The 23,498-nt window shown below is 69.1% G+C and carries 18 protein-coding genes; 6 read left to right on the forward strand and 12 right to left on the reverse strand.

The annotated features are described in order from the left end of the window. Positions 1-49: 49 nt before the first annotated feature. Entirely contained in the window at positions 50-1,003 is a 954-nt protein-coding gene (locus Rhe02_RS41070) for a GNAT family N-acetyltransferase (protein WP_203913926.1), read from the forward strand. Here the strand turns inward: Rhe02_RS41070 and Rhe02_RS41075 are convergent. Continuing rightward, positions 1,000-1,671, reverse strand: coding sequence for a flagellar basal body-associated FliL family protein (locus Rhe02_RS41075; RefSeq protein WP_203913927.1), 672 nt, complete (start codon positions 1,669-1,671; stop codon positions 1,000-1,002). The two genes, Rhe02_RS41070 and Rhe02_RS41075, sit on opposite strands and share 4 nt — an antisense overlap. A 47-nt stretch (positions 1,672-1,718) precedes the next feature. Between Rhe02_RS41075 and Rhe02_RS41080 the strand changes: the two genes are divergently transcribed. Then, on the forward strand, positions 1,719-2,729 hold the full coding sequence (locus Rhe02_RS41080) for an NAD(P)-dependent alcohol dehydrogenase (protein ID WP_203913928.1): 1,011 nt from the start codon (positions 1,719-1,721) through the stop codon (positions 2,727-2,729). Positions 2,730-2,811: 82 nt separating this feature from the next. Here Rhe02_RS41080 and Rhe02_RS41085 read toward each other — a convergent pair whose 3' ends face one another. Further along, on the reverse strand, positions 2,812-4,191 hold the full coding sequence (locus Rhe02_RS41085; protein WP_203913929.1) for a glycoside hydrolase family 10 protein: 1,380 nt from the start codon (positions 4,189-4,191) through the stop codon (positions 2,812-2,814). Between the two features lie 220 nt (positions 4,192-4,411). Further along, entirely contained in the window at positions 4,412-5,329 is a 918-nt protein-coding gene (locus Rhe02_RS41090; protein ID WP_203913930.1) for a LysR family transcriptional regulator, read from the reverse strand. Between the two features lie 108 nt (positions 5,330-5,437). Here Rhe02_RS41090 and Rhe02_RS41095 point away from each other — a divergent pair, with 108 nt between their 5' ends. Next, positions 5,438-6,283 carry an isocitrate lyase/PEP mutase family protein gene (locus Rhe02_RS41095; protein ID WP_203913931.1) on the forward strand — a complete coding sequence of 282 codons (846 nt, stop codon included), beginning with the start codon at positions 5,438-5,440 and terminating at the stop codon, positions 6,281-6,283. Here Rhe02_RS41095 and Rhe02_RS41100 read toward each other — a convergent pair. Both Rhe02_RS41100 and Rhe02_RS41105 read right to left on the reverse strand, forming a co-directional pair. Further along, a complete protein-coding gene (locus Rhe02_RS41100; RefSeq protein ID WP_203913932.1) occupies positions 6,280-6,933 on the reverse strand; it encodes a hypothetical protein in 654 nt (217 codons plus the stop codon). The genes Rhe02_RS41095 and Rhe02_RS41100 overlap by 4 nt on opposite strands. Then, entirely contained in the window at positions 6,930-7,766 is an 837-nt protein-coding gene (locus tag Rhe02_RS41105) for an alpha/beta fold hydrolase (RefSeq protein WP_203913933.1), read from the reverse strand. The genes Rhe02_RS41100 and Rhe02_RS41105 overlap by 4 nt, the downstream gene beginning before the upstream one ends. A gap of 273 nt (positions 7,767-8,039) precedes the next feature. On the opposite strand from Rhe02_RS41105, the gene Rhe02_RS41110 reads away from it, so the two are divergent. Both Rhe02_RS41110 and Rhe02_RS41115 read left to right on the forward strand, forming a co-directional pair. After that, complete coding sequence (locus Rhe02_RS41110; RefSeq protein WP_203913934.1) at positions 8,040-8,894, forward strand: hypothetical protein; 855 nt, start codon at positions 8,040-8,042, stop codon at positions 8,892-8,894. Positions 8,895-8,961: 67 nt separating this feature from the next. Next, a complete protein-coding gene (locus Rhe02_RS41115; protein ID WP_203913935.1) occupies positions 8,962-12,072 on the forward strand; it encodes a lamin tail domain-containing protein in 3,111 nt (1,036 codons plus the stop codon). On the opposite strand, the gene Rhe02_RS41120 is transcribed toward Rhe02_RS41115, so the two are convergent. The 7 genes from Rhe02_RS41120 to Rhe02_RS41150 all read right to left on the reverse strand — a co-directional run bounded on the left by Rhe02_RS41120 (position 12,002) and on the right by Rhe02_RS41150 (position 22,882). Then, on the reverse strand, positions 12,002-13,279 hold the full coding sequence (locus Rhe02_RS41120; protein WP_203913936.1) for a glycosyltransferase 87 family protein: 1,278 nt from the start codon (positions 13,277-13,279) through the stop codon (positions 12,002-12,004). The genes Rhe02_RS41115 and Rhe02_RS41120 overlap by 71 nt on opposite strands. Positions 13,280-13,328: 49 nt before the next feature. Beyond that, a complete protein-coding gene (locus Rhe02_RS41125) occupies positions 13,329-15,545 on the reverse strand; it encodes a transglutaminase TgpA family protein (RefSeq protein WP_203913937.1) in 2,217 nt (738 codons plus the stop codon). A gap of 25 nt (positions 15,546-15,570) precedes the next feature. Beyond that, positions 15,571-16,752, reverse strand: a complete 1,182-nt coding sequence (locus Rhe02_RS41130; RefSeq protein WP_203913938.1) for a DUF58 domain-containing protein — start codon at positions 16,750-16,752, stop codon at positions 15,571-15,573. 31 nt (positions 16,753-16,783) lie between these two features. Next, the gene (locus Rhe02_RS41135) at positions 16,784-17,764 is read right to left on the reverse strand and encodes an AAA family ATPase (RefSeq protein WP_203913939.1); all 981 of its coding nucleotides are present in this window, start codon (positions 17,762-17,764) and stop codon (positions 16,784-16,786) included. A gap of 34 nt (positions 17,765-17,798) precedes the next feature. Next, positions 17,799-20,438, reverse strand: coding sequence for a fibronectin type III domain-containing protein (locus tag Rhe02_RS41140; protein ID WP_203913940.1), 2,640 nt, complete (start codon positions 20,436-20,438; stop codon positions 17,799-17,801). Between the two features lie 120 nt (positions 20,439-20,558). Beyond that, the gene (locus tag Rhe02_RS50680) at positions 20,559-22,595 is read right to left on the reverse strand and encodes a tetratricopeptide repeat protein (protein ID WP_275412682.1); all 2,037 of its coding nucleotides are present in this window, start codon (positions 22,593-22,595) and stop codon (positions 20,559-20,561) included. Between the two features lie 14 nt (positions 22,596-22,609). Further along, positions 22,610-22,882: a Smr/MutS family protein gene (locus Rhe02_RS41150; RefSeq protein ID WP_203913941.1), complete on the reverse strand. Its 273-nt coding sequence runs from the start codon at positions 22,880-22,882 to the stop codon at positions 22,610-22,612. A gap of 120 nt (positions 22,883-23,002) precedes the next feature. Between Rhe02_RS41150 and Rhe02_RS41155 the strand changes: the two genes are divergently transcribed. Continuing rightward, positions 23,003-23,498: M14 family zinc carboxypeptidase (locus Rhe02_RS41155; RefSeq protein WP_275412683.1), on the forward strand; the 496-nt coding region annotated here is incomplete at its 3' end.

Below are 23,498 nucleotides of genomic sequence, written 5' to 3' on the forward strand. Positions count from 1 at the left end.
CGGCAAACGTGAGGGTCGAGTCACTGTCCGTGCGAGTTACGCTCCTTGCATGGGGCTGCCTGCTGGGTACGAGCTTCGGGCGCCGAGCAAGACCGAGCTCGAAACCGTGGCTGACGTGGTAATCGCCGATGAACTCTACCGCACCGGCCAGATCACGCTGGGTGCTGACTTTTTGCGCGGTGAGTGGAGCCGGCCGGGCTTCGACCCGGCCACCGACGCATGGGTGGTGCTCGATGCTCAGGGCATCATCATCGGGTACGGGCAGGTCAGGCTCGATGAACCCACGATCGTCGGGTCATGGGGTGCGGTGCACCCCGATCACCAGGGGCGCGGCGCCGGTTCGGCGCTGCTGGACCGGATCCGGTCGCGCTCGGCCGCGATGCTCGCGGGCCGCCCGTCGGGCTTGCTGCGGCACGCCGCCTACGCCGATGACCAGGCGGTCGCGGCGATGCTGCGCGATCGCGGGCTGCATCCGGTTCGTCACTTCTGGCACTTGCAGGTCGACCTGGGGGAGCAGGACTTCGCTGCCGCGGCAACGCCGGCCGGGGTGCGCATCGACGCCGTTGTGCCCCCAGACGGCCTCAAGGTCGTCTACGAGGTGATCAACGAGGCGCTTGCCCACAATTGGGACTACGAGCCGAAGCCGTTCCAGCGATGGATCGAGGAGGAGACCTCGGCGCCCGGCTACGATCCTTCACTCTGGCTGGTGGCGGTCCATCAGGGTGAGCCGGCCGGGGCGCTGACCGCGAGCGTCGGCGAGGACAGGGGCTGGGTGGACTACCTCGGGGTGCTGCAGCCCCACCGAGGGCGGGGGATAGCCGTCGCCCTGCTGCACCGGGCCTTCGCCGCCTTCGCCCAGCGCGGCGTGGCGCGGGCGCTGGTGAGCGTCGACGCGCACAACGCGACCGGCGCCACCGCCGTCTACGAGCGGGCGGGCATGCGGCCGGTGAAGGCGTGGGACATGTGGGAATGCTCCATTGTGGACACCGAGCAGGCGGGCTAGTTCTTGCGCTCGATCTGCTCGCGGATCCCGATGAACTCCAGCTTCGCCCGCTCTGCCGTGGTGGAGTCCCAGAACACCAGGCCGAGAGAGAACTCGTCCATCCAGAGGCAGACGGCCGTTGTCGCGTCGGAGTCCTGAAGGGTGAGGTCGCCGCAGCGCGCGATGCCCCCCAGCGCACCCGGGTCGACCTCGACGGTGTTGCTCACCTTGCCGTCGGTCGCCGCGCCTATGAAGGAAAACATCAGGTCGAACTGGAAGGCCGACACGTCTGCGTTGTCGACCGGGAAGGCCACCACCATCAGCTGATCCCGCTGGGTGTCGCCGTAGCCGGCTGCCACATGCTCGCCCAGGCCGCCCGCGGCGTTGCCGCCCAAGGCCTGTTTCATCTCCTCCAGCGCATGGTTCATGGCGGCGTCGCTGTTTTTGGGGCGGGCGCCCAGCATCTCCGGCGCCACCAGGGTGACCTTGCCGGTGCGCGGCGGGGCCGGTTCGGCTTCGGCCGTGGAGCGGTGGTGCAGCCAGTAGAGCGTCGCGCCGGCACCGGTGCCGCCCAGGCACAGCAGCAGCGCCACCACCACTGTCCACGTGATCCACAGGTTCTTGCGGGAGCTGGGCACCGGGGACACCGAAGGCTGCCAAGGCTGATACGGCGGCGGCAGGTCCGACATGACATCGCTCCCGGAATGGGTGGTGCTGGCAGCATACCCTTGCTGGCGTGAAGGCGATCGTGCAGGACAGATATGGCTCTTTGGATGTGCTCCAGCTGCGGGAGGTCGACGAGCCCACGGTCGGCGACGATGAGGTGCTGGTGAAGGTTCGCGCGGCTTCGGTGCATCCGGACGTGTGGCATGTGATCAGCGGCCTGCCGTATGTGCTGCGGCTCATGGGTTCCGGGGTGCGCCGGCCCAAGGTGGCGATCCCGGGAACCGATGTGGCGGGCCATGTGGTGGCGGTGGGCGCGAAGGTGACCCGGCTCAAGCCGGGTGACGAGGTGTTCGGCGAAAGCGTGAAGGGCTACGGCTGGGCCAACGGCGGCGCCTACGCCGAGTTCGTTGCCGTGGCACAGGATTCGCTGGCGCTCAAGCCCGCCAACGTCACCTTCGAACAGGCCGCGGCGGTGCCGTCCACCGGATACATTGCGCTGCAGGTGTTGCGCCAGCGGGGGCATCCGCTGGCGGGGGAGCAGGTTCTGATCAACGGGGCCGGCGGCGGGGTGGGCACCATCGCGCTTCAGCTGGCCAAGGCGGCCGGGGCGCAGGTGACCGGTGTGGACAGCACGGACAAGCTGGAACTGCTGCGCTCCCTTGGCGCCGATCGGGTCATCGACTACACCCGGGAGGACTTCACCCGCGGCGCGCGGCGCTACGACCTAATCTTTGACATCCCGGGCAACCATTCGTTCTCGGCGTGCCGGCGCGTCCTGACCGATCGCGGCACCTATCTGCTCATCGCCCACGACCACTACGGCAGGGCCGGACGCAAGGTGCTGGGCAGCGTGCCGCGGGTGCTGGGCCTGCTGGCGATGTCGGTTTTCGTGCGCCAGCTGCCCAAGGCGAGTGTGTCGATGCCGTCCAAGAAGGACGCGATCGCCACCCTGTCGAAGTATCTGCAATCGGGTCAGCTGACGCCGGTCATCGATCAGACGTTTCCGCTGAGCCAGACCGCTGAGGCCATCCGGTACCTCAGCGGGGGTAAGGCGCGGGGAAAAGTCGTCATCACGATGTGAGGTGGGGCTTACACAACCAACCGGGCATGGCCGCCGATTGCGCGGTGCCATGCCCGGTTGGATTTCGGGTGAGAGCGGAGCTTTAGCCGGCCGTGCAGGAGCGCACCTGCGGTCGCGCGCTGCTGTTGCCGTTGAACATGGTGGTGAAGCCGAACGTGTTGCCGCTTCCGTTGGAGCGCACCGTCATGACGAACCCGGAGCTGTCCCAGCTTGCGCTGCCGTTCCAGACCGAGGACACCCGCTGCGGTGAGGTGAGAGCCACCACGACCGTCCAGGTGCTGGCGCCGCTGACGGTGACCGAGGTGTTGTAGCGGTCGCCGAACACGGTGCCCGGCGTCACCGACGTCGTGCAGCCACCACCACCGGGCGGCGGGCTGCTCGGCGGCGGGCCGCTGCTGGGCGGCGGGCTCTGCGGCGGCTGGCCGTTGTTGAGGGCAGCCAGAACGGCGTCGTAGGCGGCCTTCTTGCCACCACTGCCGTTGAACAGCAGCGGGCTTTCCCCGGAGCGCCACGAGTCGCTGTCGCGGATGCCCCACACCGTGATGCCGGTGCACCGGGCCACGGCCAGGCAGTCGTTGGTCGTGTTGCGGTAGGCGTCGGCGGGAGCGTTGCGGATGTCCAGCTCGGACACGTTCACGTCGACGCCGAGGCCGGCGAAGCTGGACAGCGTGGTGCGGAAGTTGCTGGGGTAGTTGGATCCGCCGGTGAAGTGCGCCTGGAAGCCGACGCAGTCGATCGGCACGCCGCGGTTCTTGAAGTCCTGCACCATCCGGAAGACGGCCTGGGTCTTGGGAGAGGTCCAGTTGTCGGTGTTGTAGTCGTTGTAGCAGAGCTTGGCGGTGGAGTCGGCGTTGCGGGCCGCGCGGAAGGCGGCTTCGATCCAGTCGTTGCCGGTCTGCTGCAGGTTGGAGTTGCGCCGCGCGCCCTGGCCGCCGTCATCGAAGGCCTCGTTGACCACGTCCCAGGCGAAGACCTTGCCCCGGAAGTGGGTGGCCACCTGGGTCACGTGGTTGAGCATCGCGTTGCGCAGGGCCGTGCCGGACATGCCCTGCATCCACCCGGGCTGCTGCGAGTGCCAGGCCAGGGTGTGACCCTTGACCCGCATGCCGCGCTGCTGCGCGTAGTTGACGATCTGGTCGCTGGAGCCGTAGGTGAAGTTGCCCTGCTGCGGCTCGGTAGCGTCGATCTTCATCTCGTTCTCGGGCGTCACCTGGTTGAACTCGCGGTTCAGGATGGTGGTGTAGCCGCTGTCGCCGAGTTTGCCGGCGGCGACCGCGGTGCCGAAGTAGCGGCCTGAGCGTTCGGCCGCGGACGCGCCCAGAGTGCTGGCCGCACTGGCGTTCGTGGACACCACGATGGCGCCGGCGATGCTCAGGGCGGTGATGGCGCCGATGACGAGCCCGGCTCGGGTGCGGACACCGAGACCCCGATGGCTTGCCGTGGGGACGGGTTGGGTAATCATGTGGGTTACCCCTTCTGCCGGGCGGTTGCGCAGACCGGCGCTGGTGGGCATGGGCATTGACCAGGGCCGCGTTGGGAGCGGACGGCAATCGACCCTGGTGGATTCGAAGTATGGCAGCGTTACGGAAAGGCAGTCAACAATTTCCGGTACCTTCCGGAAAACATCCGGTCAGGTGAAGCTCATGCTGATGTTGAGCGGGGGCGACCAGCCGGGGGTCGGTTCACGGAAACATTCCGCAATTGTTCCGATAGCTGGCGGCCGCGCTCGCGACGAGGCAGTCCACCAGATGAGTCACTGTCGCCATCGGACTGGCCTGGGTCACCGCCCAGATCCGCCGCGGCGGCGGCACCGGGCGCAGCAGCCGGATGACGACATCGGCGTGCGGACCACTCAGCGCCGAGGCGGGAATGAGGGCGATGCCGTGCCCGGCCGACACCAAGGCCAAAGTGGTCGGGTACCGATTGGAGTCCAGCGCGACGATCGGCGTGAACCCGGCGACGCCGCAGATGGCGCGCAGCGATTCGGCGCAGGCGAACGAGGTGCCGCTGATCCACGCCTGGTCGGCCAGCGCGGCAACGTCGACGACAGGCTCGGCGGCCAGCGGGTGGCTGGCCGCAAGCGCCAGCAGCAACGGATCGTCGGGCAGCGGCTGCGCGTTCAGGTGGTGTAAATCGATGGGGTGGGCGGCGTAGTCGTAGGTGATGGCGAGGTCGGTCTTGCCGTTGCGGGTCAGCTCCAGCGCCTCATCGGCGTCGCATTCGATGAACTCGAAGGGCAGCGCGGGATAGCGCCGCCGCCACAGCGCGGCCGCGTGCGGCAGCAGATGGGCGCAGGCGGTGGGGAAGGCGGCCACCCGCACCGCGGCGAGGTTGCCGGAACGGATCTGGTCGAGCTCGCGTCTGGCCTCGTCGCACGAGTGCAGGATGCGCAGCACATGGCGCAGGACGATCTCGCCCTCGGCGGTGAGCCGGGCCCCGGCGGTGGTGCGCTGCACCAGGCGTGCGCCCAGCTCCCTTTCCAGGGCGCTGACGTGTTGGGAGATCGCCGGTTGCGACATGGTGAGCATCCGGCCCGCGGCCGTGAACGAGCCTTGTTGGGCGACCGCGCACAGCACCCGCAGGCGCTGAAGGTTCTCCACGCCGCCGACCATAGCTGGCGCTTATGGGGGTAGTAAACATATGGGGGTTCCGGCTTATGGCTGTGCGGCCGTACGGTCGGCGGGAACCGTTCACCACGAGGAGGCCTTGTGTCCCATGAGAAAGCGCAGCGTTTCGTCGAGCTGCACCGGCAGGGCTGCTTCCTGCTGCCCAACGCCTGGGACGTGGGAAGCGCCCGGATTCTGGAGTCGGCCGGGTTCGCCGCGGTGGCCACCACGAGCGCGGGCGTGGCCTTCTCGCTCGGGCGGCCCGACCACGATTTCTTCGCCGAGGCCGGCTCGGCCGGCCGGGTGGACCGGGAAACGATGATGCACCGGGTCCGCGAAATCGTGGACGGGGTGGGTGTGCCGGTCAGCGCCGACCTGGAGGAGGGCTACGGCGCGGAGCCGCAGACGGTGGCCACCACCATCTCGATGGCGCTCGCGGCCGGGGCGGCGGGCGGCAACATCGAGGACTTCACCGGAAGCCGCGCCGAGCCGCTGTTCGACGAGCAGCTGGCCGCCGAGCGCATCCGTGCCGCCCGGGCGGCTGCGGACGCCGCCGGTGCGCCGTTCGTCCTGATTGGACGGACAGATGCATTGCTGGTCGGTGGTTCTCTGGCCGAGTGTGTGAGGCGCGCCAACGCCTATCTGGCCGCCGGGGCCGACTGCGCCTTCGTGCCCGGGGCCGCAGATGCCGCCACCATCGCCACGCTGGTGCGCGAGCTGGACGGCCCACTCAACGTGGTGATGGGCCTGACCGGCAGCACCCTGACCATGGACGAGCTGCGTGAGCTGGGCGTGCGGCGGGTCACCGTGGGCGGCAGCATCGCCCGCACGATGTACCGCCACCTGCTCGACGCCGCCCGCGAGCTCGCCGGGCAGGGCAGTTTTTCCTATGCGGCCCAACAGCTTTCGCAGACCGATCTGAACGACCTGTTCTCTGCGCGGGGCTAGCCGAAGCGTTCCGTGGTCACCGGGATCAAACCCTGCTGGCGCACCGCCGCGGTCAGCTCGTCGAGCACCGGGCCGACCGTGGCGGCGGTGTCGCCGCCCGAAACTGTCACGTCCAAGCAGTAGGCCAGCCCCGGGCCGATCCGGCGCAGGTCCCAGTTGAACAGGTCCTGGCCCGAGCGTGCCAGTACACGTTCGTCCGGTGGAGTGTTGCAGCGCCACCGGGCGCGCAGATTGGCCAGCCCCGCCGCGGTGAGGTCCTTGGCGAAAAGCACGCGGTAGAGCCGTCTTTGGTCAACGCCGGCCGCGCCGAGGACGAGCGGGGGCGTGGCCGGGAACTCCAGGTAGTCGTGAAAGTGTTGGCGCAGCACCGTTTCGGCGGGCAGCGGCCCGCCGCCGTGACGGCGGTACACCACCTCGGCGTCGTCGCGCTGCGCCGGGACTATCCGCGCGGCCAGGCCCGGATCGGTGCGCACGGCCCGGCTGAACGACGCCGAACTCCACCAGCCCTGCTGCGCCGTCCAGCCCGCGTTGTGCAGCCCGGCGGTGGTGGCGTCGTTGTGGCGGGCGAACTGCTCCACCAGGATCCCTTCCGGCCGCCCGGAACCGGGCGGCGCGGACAGGATCAGGTAGTAGTCCAGCGGCGCGGTCACGTGGTGGCGGGCTCGTCGAGGAAGGCGAGCACGACCGCGGCGAGCAGGGGCGAGCTGAAGATGTTGTAGTGGGTCAGCCCGGGCAGGATCGCCAGGGCGTGACCGCCCTTGGGCCTGCCTTCGCCCATCCAGCCCCCGTCGCGCAGGCCGCCGTCGAGCAGTTTGAAGATTTCGACGTGGTGGCTCGGCGGTGCCATGTCGGCGTCACCGGCGACGATCATTGTCGGCACCTGCAAGCCGCGTACTTCTTCGGTGTAGTCGAAGTCCTTGCCCATCATCTCGCCGATTTTGTCCAGCAGCCGGGGGAAGTCCTCGGGGCGCGGGGCGACCCGCTGGTAGAGCTGGTACATCGGAGTGTCCTTCATGAACTCGGCCGCCGCCCCGGTCACCTGGCCCTGCTGCACCCGCATCTCGGCGTAGATCGCATCGGGGCGCAGGTTGACCGACGTCGCCACGAGTTTGCCGATCTTGTGCGGGTACTTCGCCGCTGTGTACACGGCGACGCCGCCGCCCAGCGAGTAGCCGACCAGGTCGGGTTTGGTCAGCTGCAGATGGTCGATGAGGGCGGCGATGTCGTCGGCCATCAAACCCAGCTCCAACGGCCGGTCGATGTCGGCGGTGCGCCCGTGCCCCTGCAGGTCCACGGCGATGACCTGGTGGTGTTCGGCCAGCGCCGGAATCACCGGCCCGAACATCTCACCTGATCCGAGCCCGCCGTGCAGCAGGATCAGCGGCCGCCCGGCCCCGTGCGTCTCGAAGTAGAGGCTGATGCCGTTGACGTCGGCGATCTGGCCCGCGCCCTTGGCCTCGGTCGTCCAATCGTTGGCGGTCATGGTGATGCTCCAACTCCATCGGTGGGGCGGCCGCGAATTCAGGCCGCAGATGCCAGCAATCCCACCCTAACCTCCCAGGTTTCTGGCTGTCTCCGGGCGTGTCTCATTTCGCCGGGGACGCGACAGCTCACGGCGGGCGGGTTGTCCCCGCAGTCCCAGCGCTTCGCCGATGCCTTGTCCGCGCCGGGTGCAAGCGGCTTTCGTGGCTGCGTAAGGGATTGGTCGCATCCTACCGGCTGTATCGACTGAAGTCGATGACACAAAGGAGCATGAATGGTGAAGAGGATTTTCGCAGGGCGGATGCTCGCCGGGGTTACGGCACTGATGGCCGCCGCCACCCTCGGTGCGTTCGGTGGTGTCGTCGCCAGTTCGGTGACACCGCAAGCCGCGCACGCCGGGGCCCCCGGCGGAAAGATCACTGTGGACACGGTGATGGAACGGGCGGAATGGTGGATGGCCACCTACGGTGTCGTCTACAGCCAGGAACAGTCCAATGCCAAGGCTGACGGCGCCGGGGAGAAATACCGGCCGGACTGTTCCGGTTTTGTCTCGATGGCCTGGCACCTCAAGAAGAAGAGCGACGGCTGGGACCGCTACACCGGCGACCTGGCCGGGTTCGGGGACACCACCTGGCTGAGCAGTTTGGACCTGCTCAAGCGCGGCGACGCGATCCTTGGCGTCTCCTACGGGCATGTCGCGCTGTTCGACAAGTGGGCCGACAGCAGCAAGACCGCAATGTGGATCTACGACGAGTACAGCACGGGAAGCGCCGGCCGGTACGCCAAGATAGACAAAAGCTGGTATTCCAGCCGCAGCTTCCGCGGGTTGCACTACAACAACATGGTCAGCGACACCTGGGGTGCTCCCACCGGCCTGGTCTGCCAATACAAGGTCAGCGCGCCCAGCGGCAAGCTGAACCAGCGCAGCGGACCGGGGACCAATTACACGGTCGAGGGTTACTTCGTCAACGGTGACTATGTGTGGGCGGCGCAGGACAAGACCGTGGTCGCCAACGGTTACACCTACCGAAGATTCTCGGGAAGCAGATTCTCGAACTTCAGTTACAAGCTCTTTGTGGGCAGCGGTGACGGGGCCACCTTCGCCCGCACCTCAGCCGCCTGTCTGTGAGCTGATTGGCAACAGCCGCCGTCACCCGAACAAGGGGGCGGCGGCTGTTCGCGGTAGGGTCCCATCCATGCGTGTCGTTGTGGCGTTAGCCGTTGTCGCAAGCTTGCTGGGGATCCCGGCACAGGCGGCAGAAACCAGTCTTTTCTTCTCCGAATACATCGAAGGCACCTCGAACAACAAAGCGTTGGAAATCTATAACGGCACAGGGGCTCCGGTGGACCTGGCCGCCAACCAATACGTGGTGCAGATGTACTTCAACGGGTCGGCCACGGCCGGCCTGACCATCGCGCTGACCGGCGCCGTCGCCTCCGACGACGTTTTCGTGCTGGCCAACAGCGCCGCCAGCGCACCGATCCTGGCGCAGGCCGACCAGGTCAACGGCGCCGGATGGTTCAACGGCGACGATGCGATCGTGCTGCGCAGCGGGGGCGCGGCCGGGCCGATCCTGGACGTGATCGGGCAGGTCGGCCTCGACCCGGGCACCGAATGGGGGGCGGGCCTGGCCAGCACGGCCGACAACACGTTGCGCCGCTTGGGTCACCCCGACACCGAGCCGGCCGACGCGTTCGACCCGGGCGCGCAGTGGCAGGGTTTCGCGACCGACACCTTCGACGGCTTGGGCAGCTTCGGCCTGTCCACGGTGCTCACCTGTGGCGGGCCGCTGACGCTGTCGCAAGGTGAGACCGGTTCGCGGGTCGTCACCGGGGTGGACCCCGACGGCATCGTCACCGAGCTGAACGTGACCAGTTCCTCGCCTTCCATCACCCGCACCGATTTCACGCCCGCCACCGAGGTCGGCGGCACCGCAAGCGCGACCGTGAGCGTGGCCGCGGACCTGGCGGTCGGCTCCTATCCGGTGACGGTCACCTCGGGCACGGCGAGCTGTGCCTTCACGGTCACCGTGAACGCGGTGCTGACCGTGGGCGAGGTGCAGGGCCCGGGCGCCCGCTCGCCGCTGGCTCCTGCGTCTGGCAACGGCTCATCCAGTACCACATATGAGGTTCAAGGGGTTGTCACACAAAGGACTTTGGCGCGCACCTCGGCCGGGGCGGACCAATTTGGATTCTTCCTGCAGTCACGCACCGGTGCCACCGACAACAATCCGGCGACCTCCGACGGCATCTTCGTGTTTATGGGCAGCTTCTCCTCGCTGATCGGCGGTTACGTTCCCGTCGTCGGCGACGAGGTGGTGCTGCGGGCGCGGGTGGCGGAGTTCTTCAACCTGACCCAGCTGACGTCGGCGTCGATGCTTCGGGTGGTGGCGCAGAATGTGACCGCCTACGAGGTGGCCGACGCGGTGCCGCCGGCGGATCTGATTGCGGCCAACCAGTTCTGGGAGCAGCACGAGGGTGCGCAGCTGCGGGTTCGTTCCGGCAGCGGCGTGGTCAGCGGGCGCGACGTGTTCGCCTCCACCGCCGACGGCGAGGTCTTCCTCGTCGACGTGGACGATCCCGCGCTGGACCGGCCGGATCCCTTCGCGCGCAGGGTTTTCCGTGACTCGCATCCGCTCGACGGCGTCGCCGACGGCAACGGCAACCGCATCATGCTGGGCAGCATGGGCGTCAAGTGGGTGGCGCAGGACAACACCGCTTTGGTGGCGCCCGCGCACACCTTCGACACCCTGTCTGGCGACGCGGTGGGCGGGCTGTATTTCTCCTTCGACAAATACGGCATCCAGGCCTCTTCGGTTTCTTTTGTGTCGGGTACCGACCCGAGCACCAATCTTGCGCCCACGCCGATAGACCGCAACCGGGAGTTCTCGGTGGCCACCTACAACGTGGAGAACCTCTACGACTTCCGGGACGACCCGTTCGACGGCTGCGATTTCCTGGGCAACACCGGCTGTCCCGGCGTCTCCCCGCCGTTTGACTACGTCCCGCTCAATGAGGCCGACTATCAGGAGCACCTGCAGGCGCTGGCCACCCAGATCCGCACCGATCTGCACTCGCCGGATCTGCTGCTGGTGCAGGAGGCCGAGGATCAGGACATCTGCTCGGTGGTCTCCGGCGTGCTGACCTGTGGCGCGGTGGACAACGCCGACGGCAAGCCGGACACGTTGCAGGAGCTGGCATTGGCCGTCGCCGCCGGCGGCGGAGGCGCCTACGACGCGGCGTATGACCGTGACGGCGCCGACGATCGCGGCATCGTGGCCGCGTTCCTCTACCGCACCGACCGGCTTTCGCTGGCCGCGCCGACCGGCGTGCTCGGCGCGACACCGGGCGTGCAGTACCGCGCCCCCGGCCTGCCATCCAATGTGGACGTGCAGAACCCGAAGACGCTCAACGCGGATCTGCCCGACGACGTGGACACCTCCACCGGTGTCGACGGCTCCGACGTCTACACCCGCGCCCCGCAGGTGGGCAGGTTCACCGTGGCGGCCAAGCCGGGCGGCACCGAGTCGTTCACGATCTGGGCGGTGAGCAACCACTTCTCGTCCACCCCGCAGGCGCGGGTCGGCCAGCGGCGGGAGCAGGCGGCATACGGGGCCGCCATCGTCACCGCCATCGAAGCCGGTGACCCGAACGCCCGGGTCGTCTACGGCGGCGACCTGAACGTGTTCCCGCGCCCGGACGACCCGCTGAGCCCGCCTTCGGACCAGCTGGCCCCGCTTTACCAGCAGGGCCTGGACAGCCTCTGGGAGGACCTGGTGGCGCTGAACCCGGCGAGCGCGTATTCGTATGTGTTCCAAGGGCAGGCGCAGACGCTGGATCACGTGTTCGTCAACCAGCGGCTGCACGACGACCTGGTACGGATCCGGGCCGCGCACGTCAACGCCGACTGGCCGGCCGACTTCGCCGGTGACGGGGCGCGCGGCGCGAGCGACCACGACCCGCAGGTGGCCGTCTTCTCCAGCCGGGCCCGGCTCACCGTGGCGGATGTGTCCGCTGTGGAGGGTCAGCCGCTGAACTTCGTGGTGTCGCTGTCACGTCCGCTGTCGGTGGACCTGCCGGTGTGTGCGGTGTCGTTGCCGGACACGGCGTTGCCGGTCCTGGACTTCACGCCCATCGCCGCCTGCGCCACCATCGCGGCCGGGGCCACCGCCATCACCTTCGCGGTGCCGACCCGCGCGGACGGCAAGCCCGAGGGCAGCGAGCGGCTGTGGCTGATCAGCGTCGCTGATCCACGAGTTGTCGATCTGACGGATCCGGTTGCCGCGGGGACGGTACTGAATCAATAGGCAGCATCGGCCCGGTGGCAGCGGCAATGCGCTGCTGCCGGGCCACCAGCCAGGCGATCCCGGTCACGCCGACGATGACGGCCGCCCACAGATACGAGTTGCCGACCAGCGTTTCGCGTAGACCCCAGTCGAGTTCCAGCTTTTCGCCGTGACGCACCAGCAGCCGGAAGTCGACGCTGAACACCAGCAGCAGCAAGGCCAGCAGCACCCGCGCCCCGACCTCGCCGCGGCGCAGCGCCCGGTAGCCCAGCAGGATGCACAGCGGCACCACCCACACCCAGTGGTGGGTCCAGGTGACCGGGCTGATGAGCAACCCGCAGAAGGCGGTCACCAGCATCGCGGCCAGCGGCTGGTCGTGATCGTGCAGGCGGCGTACCAGAACCGCCATCAGGGCAAGGCATCCCGCGCCCAGGATCAGGCTCACCGTCAGCGCGCTGGGTGCCTCCCCGGTCAGCCGCTGCAGCAGGCCGTTGATGGACTGGTTGGCCGACTCGTAGGTGCGGTTGCCGTTGCCCTCCATGATCGCCGAGGTCCAGAACCGCACCGAGTCGCCGGGCAGCACCAGCCACGCGAAAGCCTGCAGCCCAAGGAAAGTCGCGGTGGCGCGGGCCGCGTCGGAACGCCGGCCGGTCAGCAGCAGGTGCGGGATGAAGATCAGCGGGGTCAGCTTGATGGAGGCGGCTATCCCGATGAGCACCCCGCTGTAGCGTGAGCCGCGCATCGCCAGCACGTCGACGGCGATCAGCGCCATCAGGATCAGGTTGACCTGGCCCAGGCCGATGGTGCTCCACACCGCCTGCAACCCCAGCGGCAGCAAGGTGACCGCGTTGACCAGCCACGGGCTCGGCTCGTCGATCAGCGAGCGCAGGAAGGCGCGCACCGCGACGCCCAGCGCCAGCACGCACAGCGCGGCCATGATGCCCCACACGATGTGCAGCTTGAAAGCGACCAGCGGCAGGAAGAAGATCGCCGCAACCGGCGGGTAGGTGAACGGCAGATCCGCCCACGGCAAGGGGATGGCCAGCGAATCGTAGAGCGCGTTGCCGCGCAGGATCGCCGACGCCCCGGCCTGATAGACAGCACTGTCCATCCCGGGATGCCGCTGCCCGACCATGATGATGGCCGCCAGCAGCATGCCGACCGCCAGCACCACCGACACCAAAGGCGGGCGCAGCGCGTCTTTCAGTGAAGGTAGGGAAGCCGTCACCCGGAGGACAATACCGGGTATGCAGTCGGCTGTGTGTCCCGTGACTGTCCTATCGTCGACGCCAACGTAACGGCCCGGGGTGAAGCGCCCACCACACCCGCCGCCACCAGGACCGGCGTGCCTTGAGCTCGCCGATGAAATTGACCGCCCGGGTGCGGGCGATCTCGGCCTGCTGCTGGCCGGCGCCCTCCCGGCCGAAGGTGGTGTGGTTGACGACGTCACCCAATTCGGTGATGGGCGGAGCGGACAGCCTCACCCGGTGCTTGCCGCGGATGCGCGCGGCGGCCAGCGCGGCGTGCGCGGCCACCTCGGCCGCGGTCAGATGCCCCGGCGCGGGCCTTCCGGCCAGGCGCAGCGCGTCGGCGACCTCCAGCCAGGCGCCCTGGACCCGCTCGGCGGGGCTGCCGGCGTCGAGGCGCTGGCGGCGCAGCCGGGAGCGTCCCATCAGGACGATCACGATGAAGGCGGCCGCCAGCAGCAGGATCAACCCGCCGCCACCGGCCCCGGCGACCAGCACCACGTTGGGGCCCAGCGCGCCCGACGCGGGCGGGGCGGCGTTCTTGGGCCCCTGCGTGGCGGGCGGCAGGGTGGGCACCGGCGCCTCCGAGGGCTCAGGCGGCTCGGAGGTTTCCGGCTTGGGCTTGAACTCCTCCTCCGGCGGGCGGGGAACCTGATCGCTTTGCGGCAGCGGGTTGAACGCCACCCAGCCGATGCCGGTGAAGTAGACCTCCGGCCAGGCCAGCGCGTCGCCGGCGGTCACGTCCGGCTCACCGGCGCGGGCCAGGAAGCCGACCACCACCCGGCTGGGCAGGTTGAGCAGGCGGGCCAGCACGGCGTAGGCCGCGGCGAACTGTTCCGAGGTGCCCTTCTGCCCGCCGGCGAAGACCGGCTTGAACAGGAAGAAATGCAGATTGGGGTAGGCGTGACCGCTGGCGGCCTGCGGGTCGAGCCGATAGTGGTCGGCCAGGTAGCGCTCCAGGGCCAGCGCCCGCTGATAGGGGGCGCTGTTGTCGGCGGCGATCTTTTGCGCCAGCAGCTGCATGTCCTGGGTGGCGCCGGGCCCGAGCGCCAAGTAGCGGGCCATCGTCTTGGCGTCGGGCACGTCGGCGCCCGGCAGCGAGTTGACGTCGGTGACCTCCCGCTGCGAGGTGACCGTGTAACGCAGCCCGGTGCTCAGGCCCTCGGGGCGGATGACGGTGCCGGTGCTGCGGTCGTAGGCGACCCGCACCCCGTCGATGCGGCGAGGATCGGCTGCCACCGGAAGCAGTTTGCCGGTCAGCTCCTCTACGGTGATTTCCTGGTGTACCGGCTCACGCGGGGCCTGGCCGGTCATCTCGGGCAGCACCCGCCCCGCCGGGCGGTAGGTGGCACCGACCCGCCAGGTGACACCGTCGTAGTCGGAGAGCACGGCAAGCCTTATCCGGGTGTCAGATGACACGTCGACGCGCAGCAGGCGCTGCTTAGGCTCCAGCGCCCAGCCGGACAGGCGGATCAGCGGATTCTCGTCCAGCGCATCGGTTTTGGGCGGCTCGACCAGGGTGCGCGGGTCCAATGGCCTCTCGTGCACCGTGGCGATCAGGGCCGGGCCGCCTGCCACCGCCAGGGCCAGAATCAGCGCGCTGCCACCGGCGGCAGCCGCCGCGGTGCGCAGCCGCAACGCGTTGCGGGTGGCGGTGTCCACCCCGGTGTCGGGGGTGCGCACCCGCCCGGTGACCGCCAGCACCGCCACCGCCATCGCCGCGAAGCTCAGCGTGGGCCACAGCGCGGACGGCCCGGCCGGGCCGACCAGCCACAGCGCCCCGGCATAGAGCATGACGGGCAGGGTCAGCGCCACCGTGGTGCGCCTGACCCTCACCGCGAACTCGGTCGCGGCCAGCCCGGCCAGCCAGGTCGCCACGATCGGCACCGCCACGGTGTCCGGTTGCGGCTCCACCGGGACCAGGGCGGCCAGCAGACGCGGGATGCCGTCGCGCAGCGAGTCCAGGACGATTTCCTGCCAGCTGCCGTCGATTCCGGCCTTGCCCGCCGAGTAGGTGAGCGCGAAGAACAGGTATCCGCCCAGGGCGGCAATGGACGCCGGCGCCACCGACCAGGCGGGCAACCGGCTCAACACGACACTGACCAGCACCGAACCGACCGCCGCCCCGGCCAGCAGCACGGTGAGCAGATCGCCGGAGTAGACCCGGTCGGCGGTCACCCCGGCCAGGATGAGCATGCCCATCAACAGCAGCGGCACCGTGCCGGCGCGCAGCACCCGCACTACCATCGGGCCACCCCGCCGCGTATCCGGCTCACCATCGGGCCACCCCGTCCCAGACGGCGGCGAATTCAGCGCCGTCTTCGGCGCGAAGCATAAGCACGCCAACGGATTCGGGCTCTAGCGGCAGGCGCGGGCCGAGCATGCCCACCGCCACCGACGGGAACGGCCCGCGCAGCCCGGTCACCAGGGCCAGGTCGCCGTGGCCGCCGGTGCCGGTCAGATAGATCAGGGTGTCGCCGGGGCGGAACTGGCGCAGCCGGTTGGTCGCGGTGACCAGCGCCTGCTCGTCGCGCTGGGCCAGGTCGGCCTCGGCCAGCAGGTCGAGCAGGGCACGGGCCGAGCCGCGCACCCTCCCGGAACCCGCGGCGTTGCCGCTGACCAGCTGCAAGGTGATCGGCAGGTCCTCGCGCACGGCGGCGGTGACGATCGACGCGGCGGCCTCGCAGGCCGACTCGAACTCCTCGCACGTCATGGCGGTGAAGGCGGGCCAAGAACCGAGCCGGTCGTCGAGCAGCACCACGATGCGCGGCAGGCTGGTGTCGACGTGTTCGCGCACCATCAGCTGCCCGACCCGGGCGCTGGTGCGCCAGTGCACGTGGCGCAGCTCGTCGCCGATGACGTACTCGCGCAACGTGTCGAAGGTGATCGCGCCGTGCGGGACGCGGTCGAGGCGCCCGTCGAGGCTGCGGGAGATCCCGGCCGGCACCGCCTGCATCAGGTGGGCCTTGGGGTAGACCCAGATCTGGCTGGTGTCGCCGTGCCCGCGGGTGGAGGCGACCAGGCCCAGCGGATCGCGGCGGGTGATCTGCAGCGGACCGACGTGCACCACGCCGCGGCGCGAGGTCGGCACCGGATAGCTGACATCGGTCTGGCGGCCACGGCGCAGGCGCAGCAACGGAACCGGCACGGTGGCCGAACTGTCGGTGCCCCAGCCGCACCGATCGTGGGCCACCAGTGTCGCCGCGCCGAACCGGCCGATGTTGCGGATGGTCAGCGTCACCGTGCTGCCCTCACCGCGCGAAACCCTGTCCGGGTCGACCGCGCGCGACACGGCCAGCACCGGTTTGAGCGCGGCATGCCCCAGCGCGCTGACCAATGCCACCACGGCGACGGCGCCCAGCATCGCCAGCTCGGGATAGCCGAAGACGAATCCGACCGCCAGCAGCGCCGCCCCGGCGGTGAGCAGCCCCCAGCCCCGCAGCGTCACCGTCACGCCATGACCTGCTTCCGGCGCGTGCGCCCGGTCACTGGTCGTGGCCCGGCAGGGGCACCGGGACCGCTTCGATGGCTTCGCGCAGCACCTCGGCCGAGGTGACCCCGCGCAGCTGGGCGTCGGGAGTCAGCAGGATGCGGTGGGCGAAAACGGGCTCCAGCAACGCTTTGAGGTCTTCGGGCAGCACGAAGCCGCGGCCTTCGGTCAGCGCGTAGGCCGCCGCGGCCCGGGTCAGCGAGATGACCCCGCGCGGGCTGACGCCGACCCTGACGTGTTTGTGCTCGCGGGTCGCGGTGGCCAGGCGCACCGCGTAGGCGTAGAGCGGGTCGGCGATGTGCACCCGCTGGGCCAGCGCCACCGCCTCGCCGATGGTCGCGGTGTCGGTGACCGGCGTGATGGCTTCCGGCGAGCGCAGCGTGTGCCCGCGCAACACTTCGATCTCGACTCGCTCTTCCGGGTACCCGACCGAAAGCTTCATCAAAAAGCGATCGAGCTGTGCTTCGGGCAGCCGGTAGGTGCCGTCCATCTCCACCGGGTTCTGGGTGGCCACCACCAAAAACGGGCGCGGCACCGGGTGACGCACCCCGTCAACGGTGACGAACCTTTCCTCCATGACCTCCAGCAACGCCGACTGGGTCTTGGGCGACGCCCGGTTGATCTCGTCGCCGATGACGATGTTGGCGAAGATCGGGCCGGGGTGGAACTCGAAGCCGCGGGTGCCCTGGTTGAAGATGGTGACCCCGCTGACGTCGGAGGGCAGCAGGTCGGGGGTGAATTGGATGCGCCGCCACTGTCCCTGCACCGAGGCCGCGATCGCGCGAGCCAGCGTCGTCTTGCCCACCCCGGGCACATCCTCGAGCAGGATGTGCCCCTGGGCGAACATGCACACCAGCGACAGGCGCACCACCTCCGGCTTGCCCAGCACCACGGTGGAGATGGCGCCGCTGAGCCGTGAGGTCAGCTCGGCGAAGGCACGGACCTGGGCTGGGGTAAGGGGTGCTGGCGGGTTCACGTGGTCTGTCCTTTTGGGTCGTGCTGGTACGGGGTCAACACTTTCGCAGGGTGGCCCTGACCCCGGACTCGGAGTCGTAGGCGTCGAGGTTAAACCAGATCCACGGAATGTAGTTCTCCCCGGAGAACGGAATCTTGATCCACAGCGCGCTGGATCCGTGAGCCGCGTTGTACTGCACCGGGTTGAGCACCGCGTCGCCGCTCTGGTTGCCCGGCAGACCGTCGGCCCAGCACAGCGCCTCGTAGCGCTGGCCGTTGTAGGCCGAGCCCTCGCTCTCCCCGGACTGCTGGCGCGGGTTGCGGTAGACGCCGATGCCGTCGTTGCAGTAGGTCGGGTCGCCGTGCGCGTTGGTGTTGATACAGGTGACCTTGCCGTTCATCACCTTGGTCGTCAGGCTTCGTTCCGGGGTCTGCGCCGAGCCGGCCGGGTTGGTGATCTTCACGTAGTACCGGTAGCCCTGATGCGCGTACAGACCGGTGAGCAGGTAGCCGCCGGCGCCCGCGCCGCACGGGATGCCCCGCGCGGAGTCGTTGACGACCAGGTCGCAGGTAGCTGCGCCGCCGCCGTCGGTGATCGCGAAGTTGATGCTCACCTGGTGGTAGTCGGGGGTGTCGTTGCCAAGGCCGGAAACGGTCGGCGGCATCACGGTGCGGGCGCTGGTGGTGGTCTTGGGTCCTTCGCCCGCCGCGTTGATGGCCACCACGTCGAGGCTGACGATCTCGCCTACGCCGAAGCCGTTCATCGTCGCGCTGGTGCCGGTGACCGTGACGGATCTGCCCTTCGCGGTCACCTTGTAGCCGGTGATCGGGCGGCCGTTCTCGGTGGCCGCCTGCCACACCACCCGCACCGCTCCCGGCGCGGTGGTCAGGGTTTCGCCGCGCAGATTCACGACCGCGCTGGGCTTGTTGTAGGGCACCACCGAATTGCTGACCGGGGCGGAGGCCTTGGACCCGGCGCCGATGTCGTTGACGGTCACCACGGTGAAGGCGACCTGGGTGCCGTAGGGCAGCTCCTTGTCGGGGATGACCAGCCTGTTTTCGCCGTTGGACGCGCCGATCGGGGCGGCCGCGCCCGCGCTGATCCCGGTGACCTCATAGCGGATGATCTTCCGGCCCTGGCCGTTGGCCGCCGTCCAGGTCACCTCGACGGTGCCGTCCGCCTTGGCCTCGGCCTTGACGTCGGTGGGCGGGTCGGGCACGTCGCGGGTCGGGATCACCTTGTTGCTCTTGCCATTGGGGCCCTCGCCCTGGCCGTTGACGGCCTTGACCAGGAACTCGTACTCGGTGCCGTTGATCAGGCCGGTGAACACGTAGGAGCGCTGGTTGGCGCCCACCTCGACGGTCTGCCCGTTGCCGCTGACGATGTACTTGATGATTTTCGACCCGTTGTCGGGGGCTTTGCCCCAGGTGACGGTCGCCTGGTTGTCGCCGGCCGCGGCCTTGATGTTCCTGGGCGCGCTGGGTTTGGTGATGATCGGTTTCTGCTCGATCTGCGGCACCACCGGCGGCTCGCCACCGACGATCTCCAGGCGGAACTTGTCGACCTCTTTGTCCACGTTCTTGTCGTTGATGACGTGGGCGGTCGAGGAGCCGGGCGAGTTGATGAACAGATGGTTCTCGCGGACCTCAAGCTGAAGCGCGCCGGGCACCTTGAAGTTGATGGTGCTGACCAGTTTGCCGTCGCGGTCGAGTGAGTAGACCTTGCCGGTGGCGTCGTCGGCCACGTAGATGCGCCCGGCCCAGGCGACCGCCGGCTGCAGCTTGCCTTCGCCGGGCACGGTGAAGTCGGTGACCTTCACTTCGCTGCCGGAACCGGAGATGACGTAGACGTGGCGGCCTTCCACCACCGTCACCGGGACCACGTCGCCGTCGGAACGGGCCGGAAGCTCGCCGCCCGCGGCGTCGGTGGTGATGACGGTCAGCTTGTCGCCGCGCAGCGTGGACAGCTTGCCGTTGGTCTGGTCGAGGATGGCCACCCCATCGTCCAATGCGGACAGTGACAGGTCGTGCCAGGGCTCGGCCACCGGGTCGGTGCGCACCTGGCTCGGGCCTGCCGCGCCACCGCCCTGCCCGCCCTTGTTGGCCGAAGGCGCCGGGGTGATGGCGGTGACCGTGCCCTCGCTGGGCACCGCAATCCACAACCGGCCCTTGCCGTCGAACGCGCCGCCGGTGATGCCGGGCGGGAACCGCAGCGGCTCGCCGATGGGCTGCAGGGTGGCCGGATCGAGCTGGCGCACCATGCCCTGCGCGGCGTCGATGACGAAGGCGGCGTCGTTGTGCAGGGCGATGGTGATGCCCAGACCCTGCTGAGTGTCCATAGTGGAGGTAATCGCCAGCGTCGCCGGGTCGAAGGCGTTCACCTTGCCCGTGGACAGATCCCGCAGGATGAGATAGCGGTCGGACTGGCTCAGCTGCACCGCATGCGTCTTGGCATTCGGGACGGCCTGGCGGGTGTCGACCCGCCCGGTGAGCCCGTTGACGCGAGCCAGCTCGCCCTGCACCGTGCTCCACATCCACATCGAGGAGTCGTAGTTGGCGGCCACGTGATCGTTCACGCTGAGCCCAAGCCAGGTCAACCCCATCGCCGCCACCAGGCTGAGCACGGTCACGATGGTGACCACGCCGCCCTTCGTGCGAGCCTTGCGCGAGATGGCACTCGGTGACAGATCCACCATGGGATCAGCCCTCCCCCTATGCGCGAGGGACGTGCCCCCGCGTCCGTTGCGTTCCTCCCAGAAAAGCCGACGTCATCCTAGGCGCTCGATGTGACATGTAAAAGCCGGGCGGTCAGAGGCCTACTTGCTGGGCGATGGGCTGGGTTTCTTCCGATTCGTACAGACCTGCTCGGATTGGCGGACGTCGTCGACCGTGTAGGCCAGCAGGATGCTGAAGCAGTACTCGTAGTTCTTGTTCAGCGACAGCAAGGTGGTCTCGGTGGCCCCCACACCCGGCACGCCCATGCGGCGGGTGGCCTCGTCCTCACGGTTGCCCACCACAATCGGCTGGGCCTTGCCGTTGGACGGATCCGTCCAGGTCAAGGTGATCCGGTCGCCGCGGTCGACGAGGTTCAGATCGGTGGCCGCGCCACCGGCGCCCGGCGGCACACCGTCGTTGTTGTTGCCCGGGCCGCGGCCCAGCACCAGGAAGACGGTGACACCGGCCGCCACCACCGCGACCACGGCCGCGGCCAGCGAGGCGACGAGCATGCCGCGCCCGCGCTTGACCGGCGGCGGGGGCATTGTCGGTTGTGGAGGGTACTGAGTCACGCTCGGCTGGGCCGGAAGGTTGGTGGTGCGCTGCACCTGCGGCAGGTTCGCCGTGGGAGCGTCCACCCCGGACAGAGGACCGGCCACCACGGGCTGGCGCAGCGGCTCGGGCCACTGCGGCACGCGCTGGGTGCCGTAGGTGGAGGCGGCCGGGCCATTGCCTTGCGCCGCAGCGTAACCCGAACTCGCCGCACCGGACTGGTAGGTCGACCCGGTCTGCCCGGTGCCCGCCCCGTAGACCGAAGGCGGGCTCTGGCCCGCCGGTGCCGGATACGTCGGCGTGCTCTGATCCCTTGCCCCCGTATATGCAGCCGGACCCGTCGGCCTCGCCGGAGCGCCCGGGGAGCCGCCGGCCGCCGCGCTCTGCGCCGAGCCGCCGGCCGCCGCCGCTGACGAACCGCTAGGCCCGCTGGCGGAGGAAGCTCCGCCTGCCGAAGACGGCCCGGAGTAGGTGGGCGGGCTGGTGGTGCCCGCTCCGGAGGACGGCGCGGGGTAGGTCGGACCGGCGGGGGAGGACGGTGCCGCCTGGGCCGGCGGGGTTGCCGGGCCTGCGGCGGACTGCGCGGGGTAGCTCGACGGCGCGGGCGGGCCCGCGGGCGAGGATGGCGCGGAGTAGGAGGGTGAGGCGTCCTGGCGTGCGGGCGGTGCGGGCGCGGTGGAGGTCGGCGGCGTGGTCGGGCCTGCTGGCGATGATGGCGCGGAGTAGGAGGGTGAGGCGTCCTGGCGTGCGGGCGGCGGGGGCGCGGTGGCCGGGGGCGAAGACGGCGCGTGGTAGCTCGGTGGCGCGGGCGGGCTCGCGGGGGAGGACGGTGCGGTGAAAGTCGGTGGGGCCGGTGGGCCTGCGGAGTAGGAAGGTGAGACGTCCTGGCGTGCGGGCGGCGGGGGCGCGGTGGCCGGGGTCGAGCGCGGCTCGGTGAAAGTGGGCGCGACCGGCGGGGCCAAAGGCGGGGCCGGCGGGCTCGCGGGGGTGGGCGGCGCGGTGAAGGTGGGCAGCGCGGGCGAGGCCGGCTGGGCCGCTTCGGGTTCCGCCGGCGCGGCGTGGCGGCCCGGGGTGGAGGCGGGCGGCGCCGGCGGGACGATGATCGGCTCCGGCGCGGGCAGGGTGACCGGGCGTCCCTGGACCGCGACCGCGGCCGGGGCGCTCGGGCCCAGCCAGGCGCGGGCCGCCTGCACCTGCTGCTGATCGAAGCCGGGCGCGCCCGGGCCGAAGCGGGCGATGCGCGTGTAGTGCTTGCGCGCCTCGTGCCGGTTGCCCAGCTCGTCGGCGATCTCGGCCAGGTCGAAGGAGATCGACAGCAGCAGGGGATGTTCGTCGCCGTGGCGGTGCGTGCCGGCGTAGAGGGCGTTCTCCAGCACCCGCCGGGCCCCGGACAGGTCGCCGGACTGGCGGTGCAGCTTGGCTAGAAGGTGGCACGTGGTCAGTACCTCGGGATGGTCTTCACCGGAGGTCATGGAGGCCGCTTCGAGGGCACGCTCCAAAAGCGCGCGGGCGCTGTTGAGGTCACCGCGGTCGCGGCGGGCGATCGCGTCGGCGCGAACGGAGGAAAGCGACGTCGGGGATGGCACGGCTACATGCTGCCCTACTTACGCGACGGTTTACCACCCCACTTGAAGTGGACGAATAGCCGTCCAAAATTCTTCGAATCCTTCTCAACCCGGTGATAGAGAGCTTTGATCTCTTTTTGGTCAAGAAATCGGAGCACGTGCTTCTTCAGCGCGCCCGAACCCTTGCCCGGGATGATTTCGATCATGGGGGCCTTGGTGGCGATGGCTTGGGCCATGATGTCGTTCAAGGCCTTGTCGATGTCGCGGCCTTTGTTAAAAATGTCGTGCAGATCGAGTACTAGCTTCATCGCCGAATAGTTTACCTGCCTGTTCAGGTTATTGATCCATTTATTGATATGACCATTGGTTACATGCTGCGCTGAGAGCCTCCTCACACCCCTTACAGGAGTAACCCAAGGGAGGCACCCATGCGGCGAAGTAAAGTCGCAGTCCTCGTTTCTGCGCTCGCGGTCACCCTGGCCTTCGTGGCCACCGCGCCGGTGCAGAGCGCTCCTTCCGGCCCGGAGGCGTCCACCAGCGCGCAGTACCGGGTCACCGGCCCCAAGACGTTCGCTGATCGCAACGCCGTCGCGCGCACCGGCGCGGCGATCGACTACAGCGAGCACGGCACGCTGTTCATCACCGCGACCTCCGCCGAGGCCAACGCGATCCAGAAGCTGGGCTTCGGTCTCGAGCTGGTGCCGGCCCCCACCGTGCACGCCGACGATGTCACCATCAACGACTTCCCGTCGGCGGACTCGGCGTACCACAACTATGCGGAAACCAACGCGGAGATCAACCAGATCGTGGCCGACCATCCGGCGATCGCCCAGCGGTTCAGCATCGGCAACTCGTTTGAGGGCCGCACCATCTACGGGTTGAAGATTTCCGACAACGTGGCCACCGACGAGAACGAGCCGGAGA

Source organism: Rhizocola hellebori (assembly GCF_016862955.1).
GTDB classification, from domain to species: domain Bacteria; phylum Actinomycetota; class Actinomycetes; order Mycobacteriales; family Micromonosporaceae; genus Rhizocola; species Rhizocola hellebori.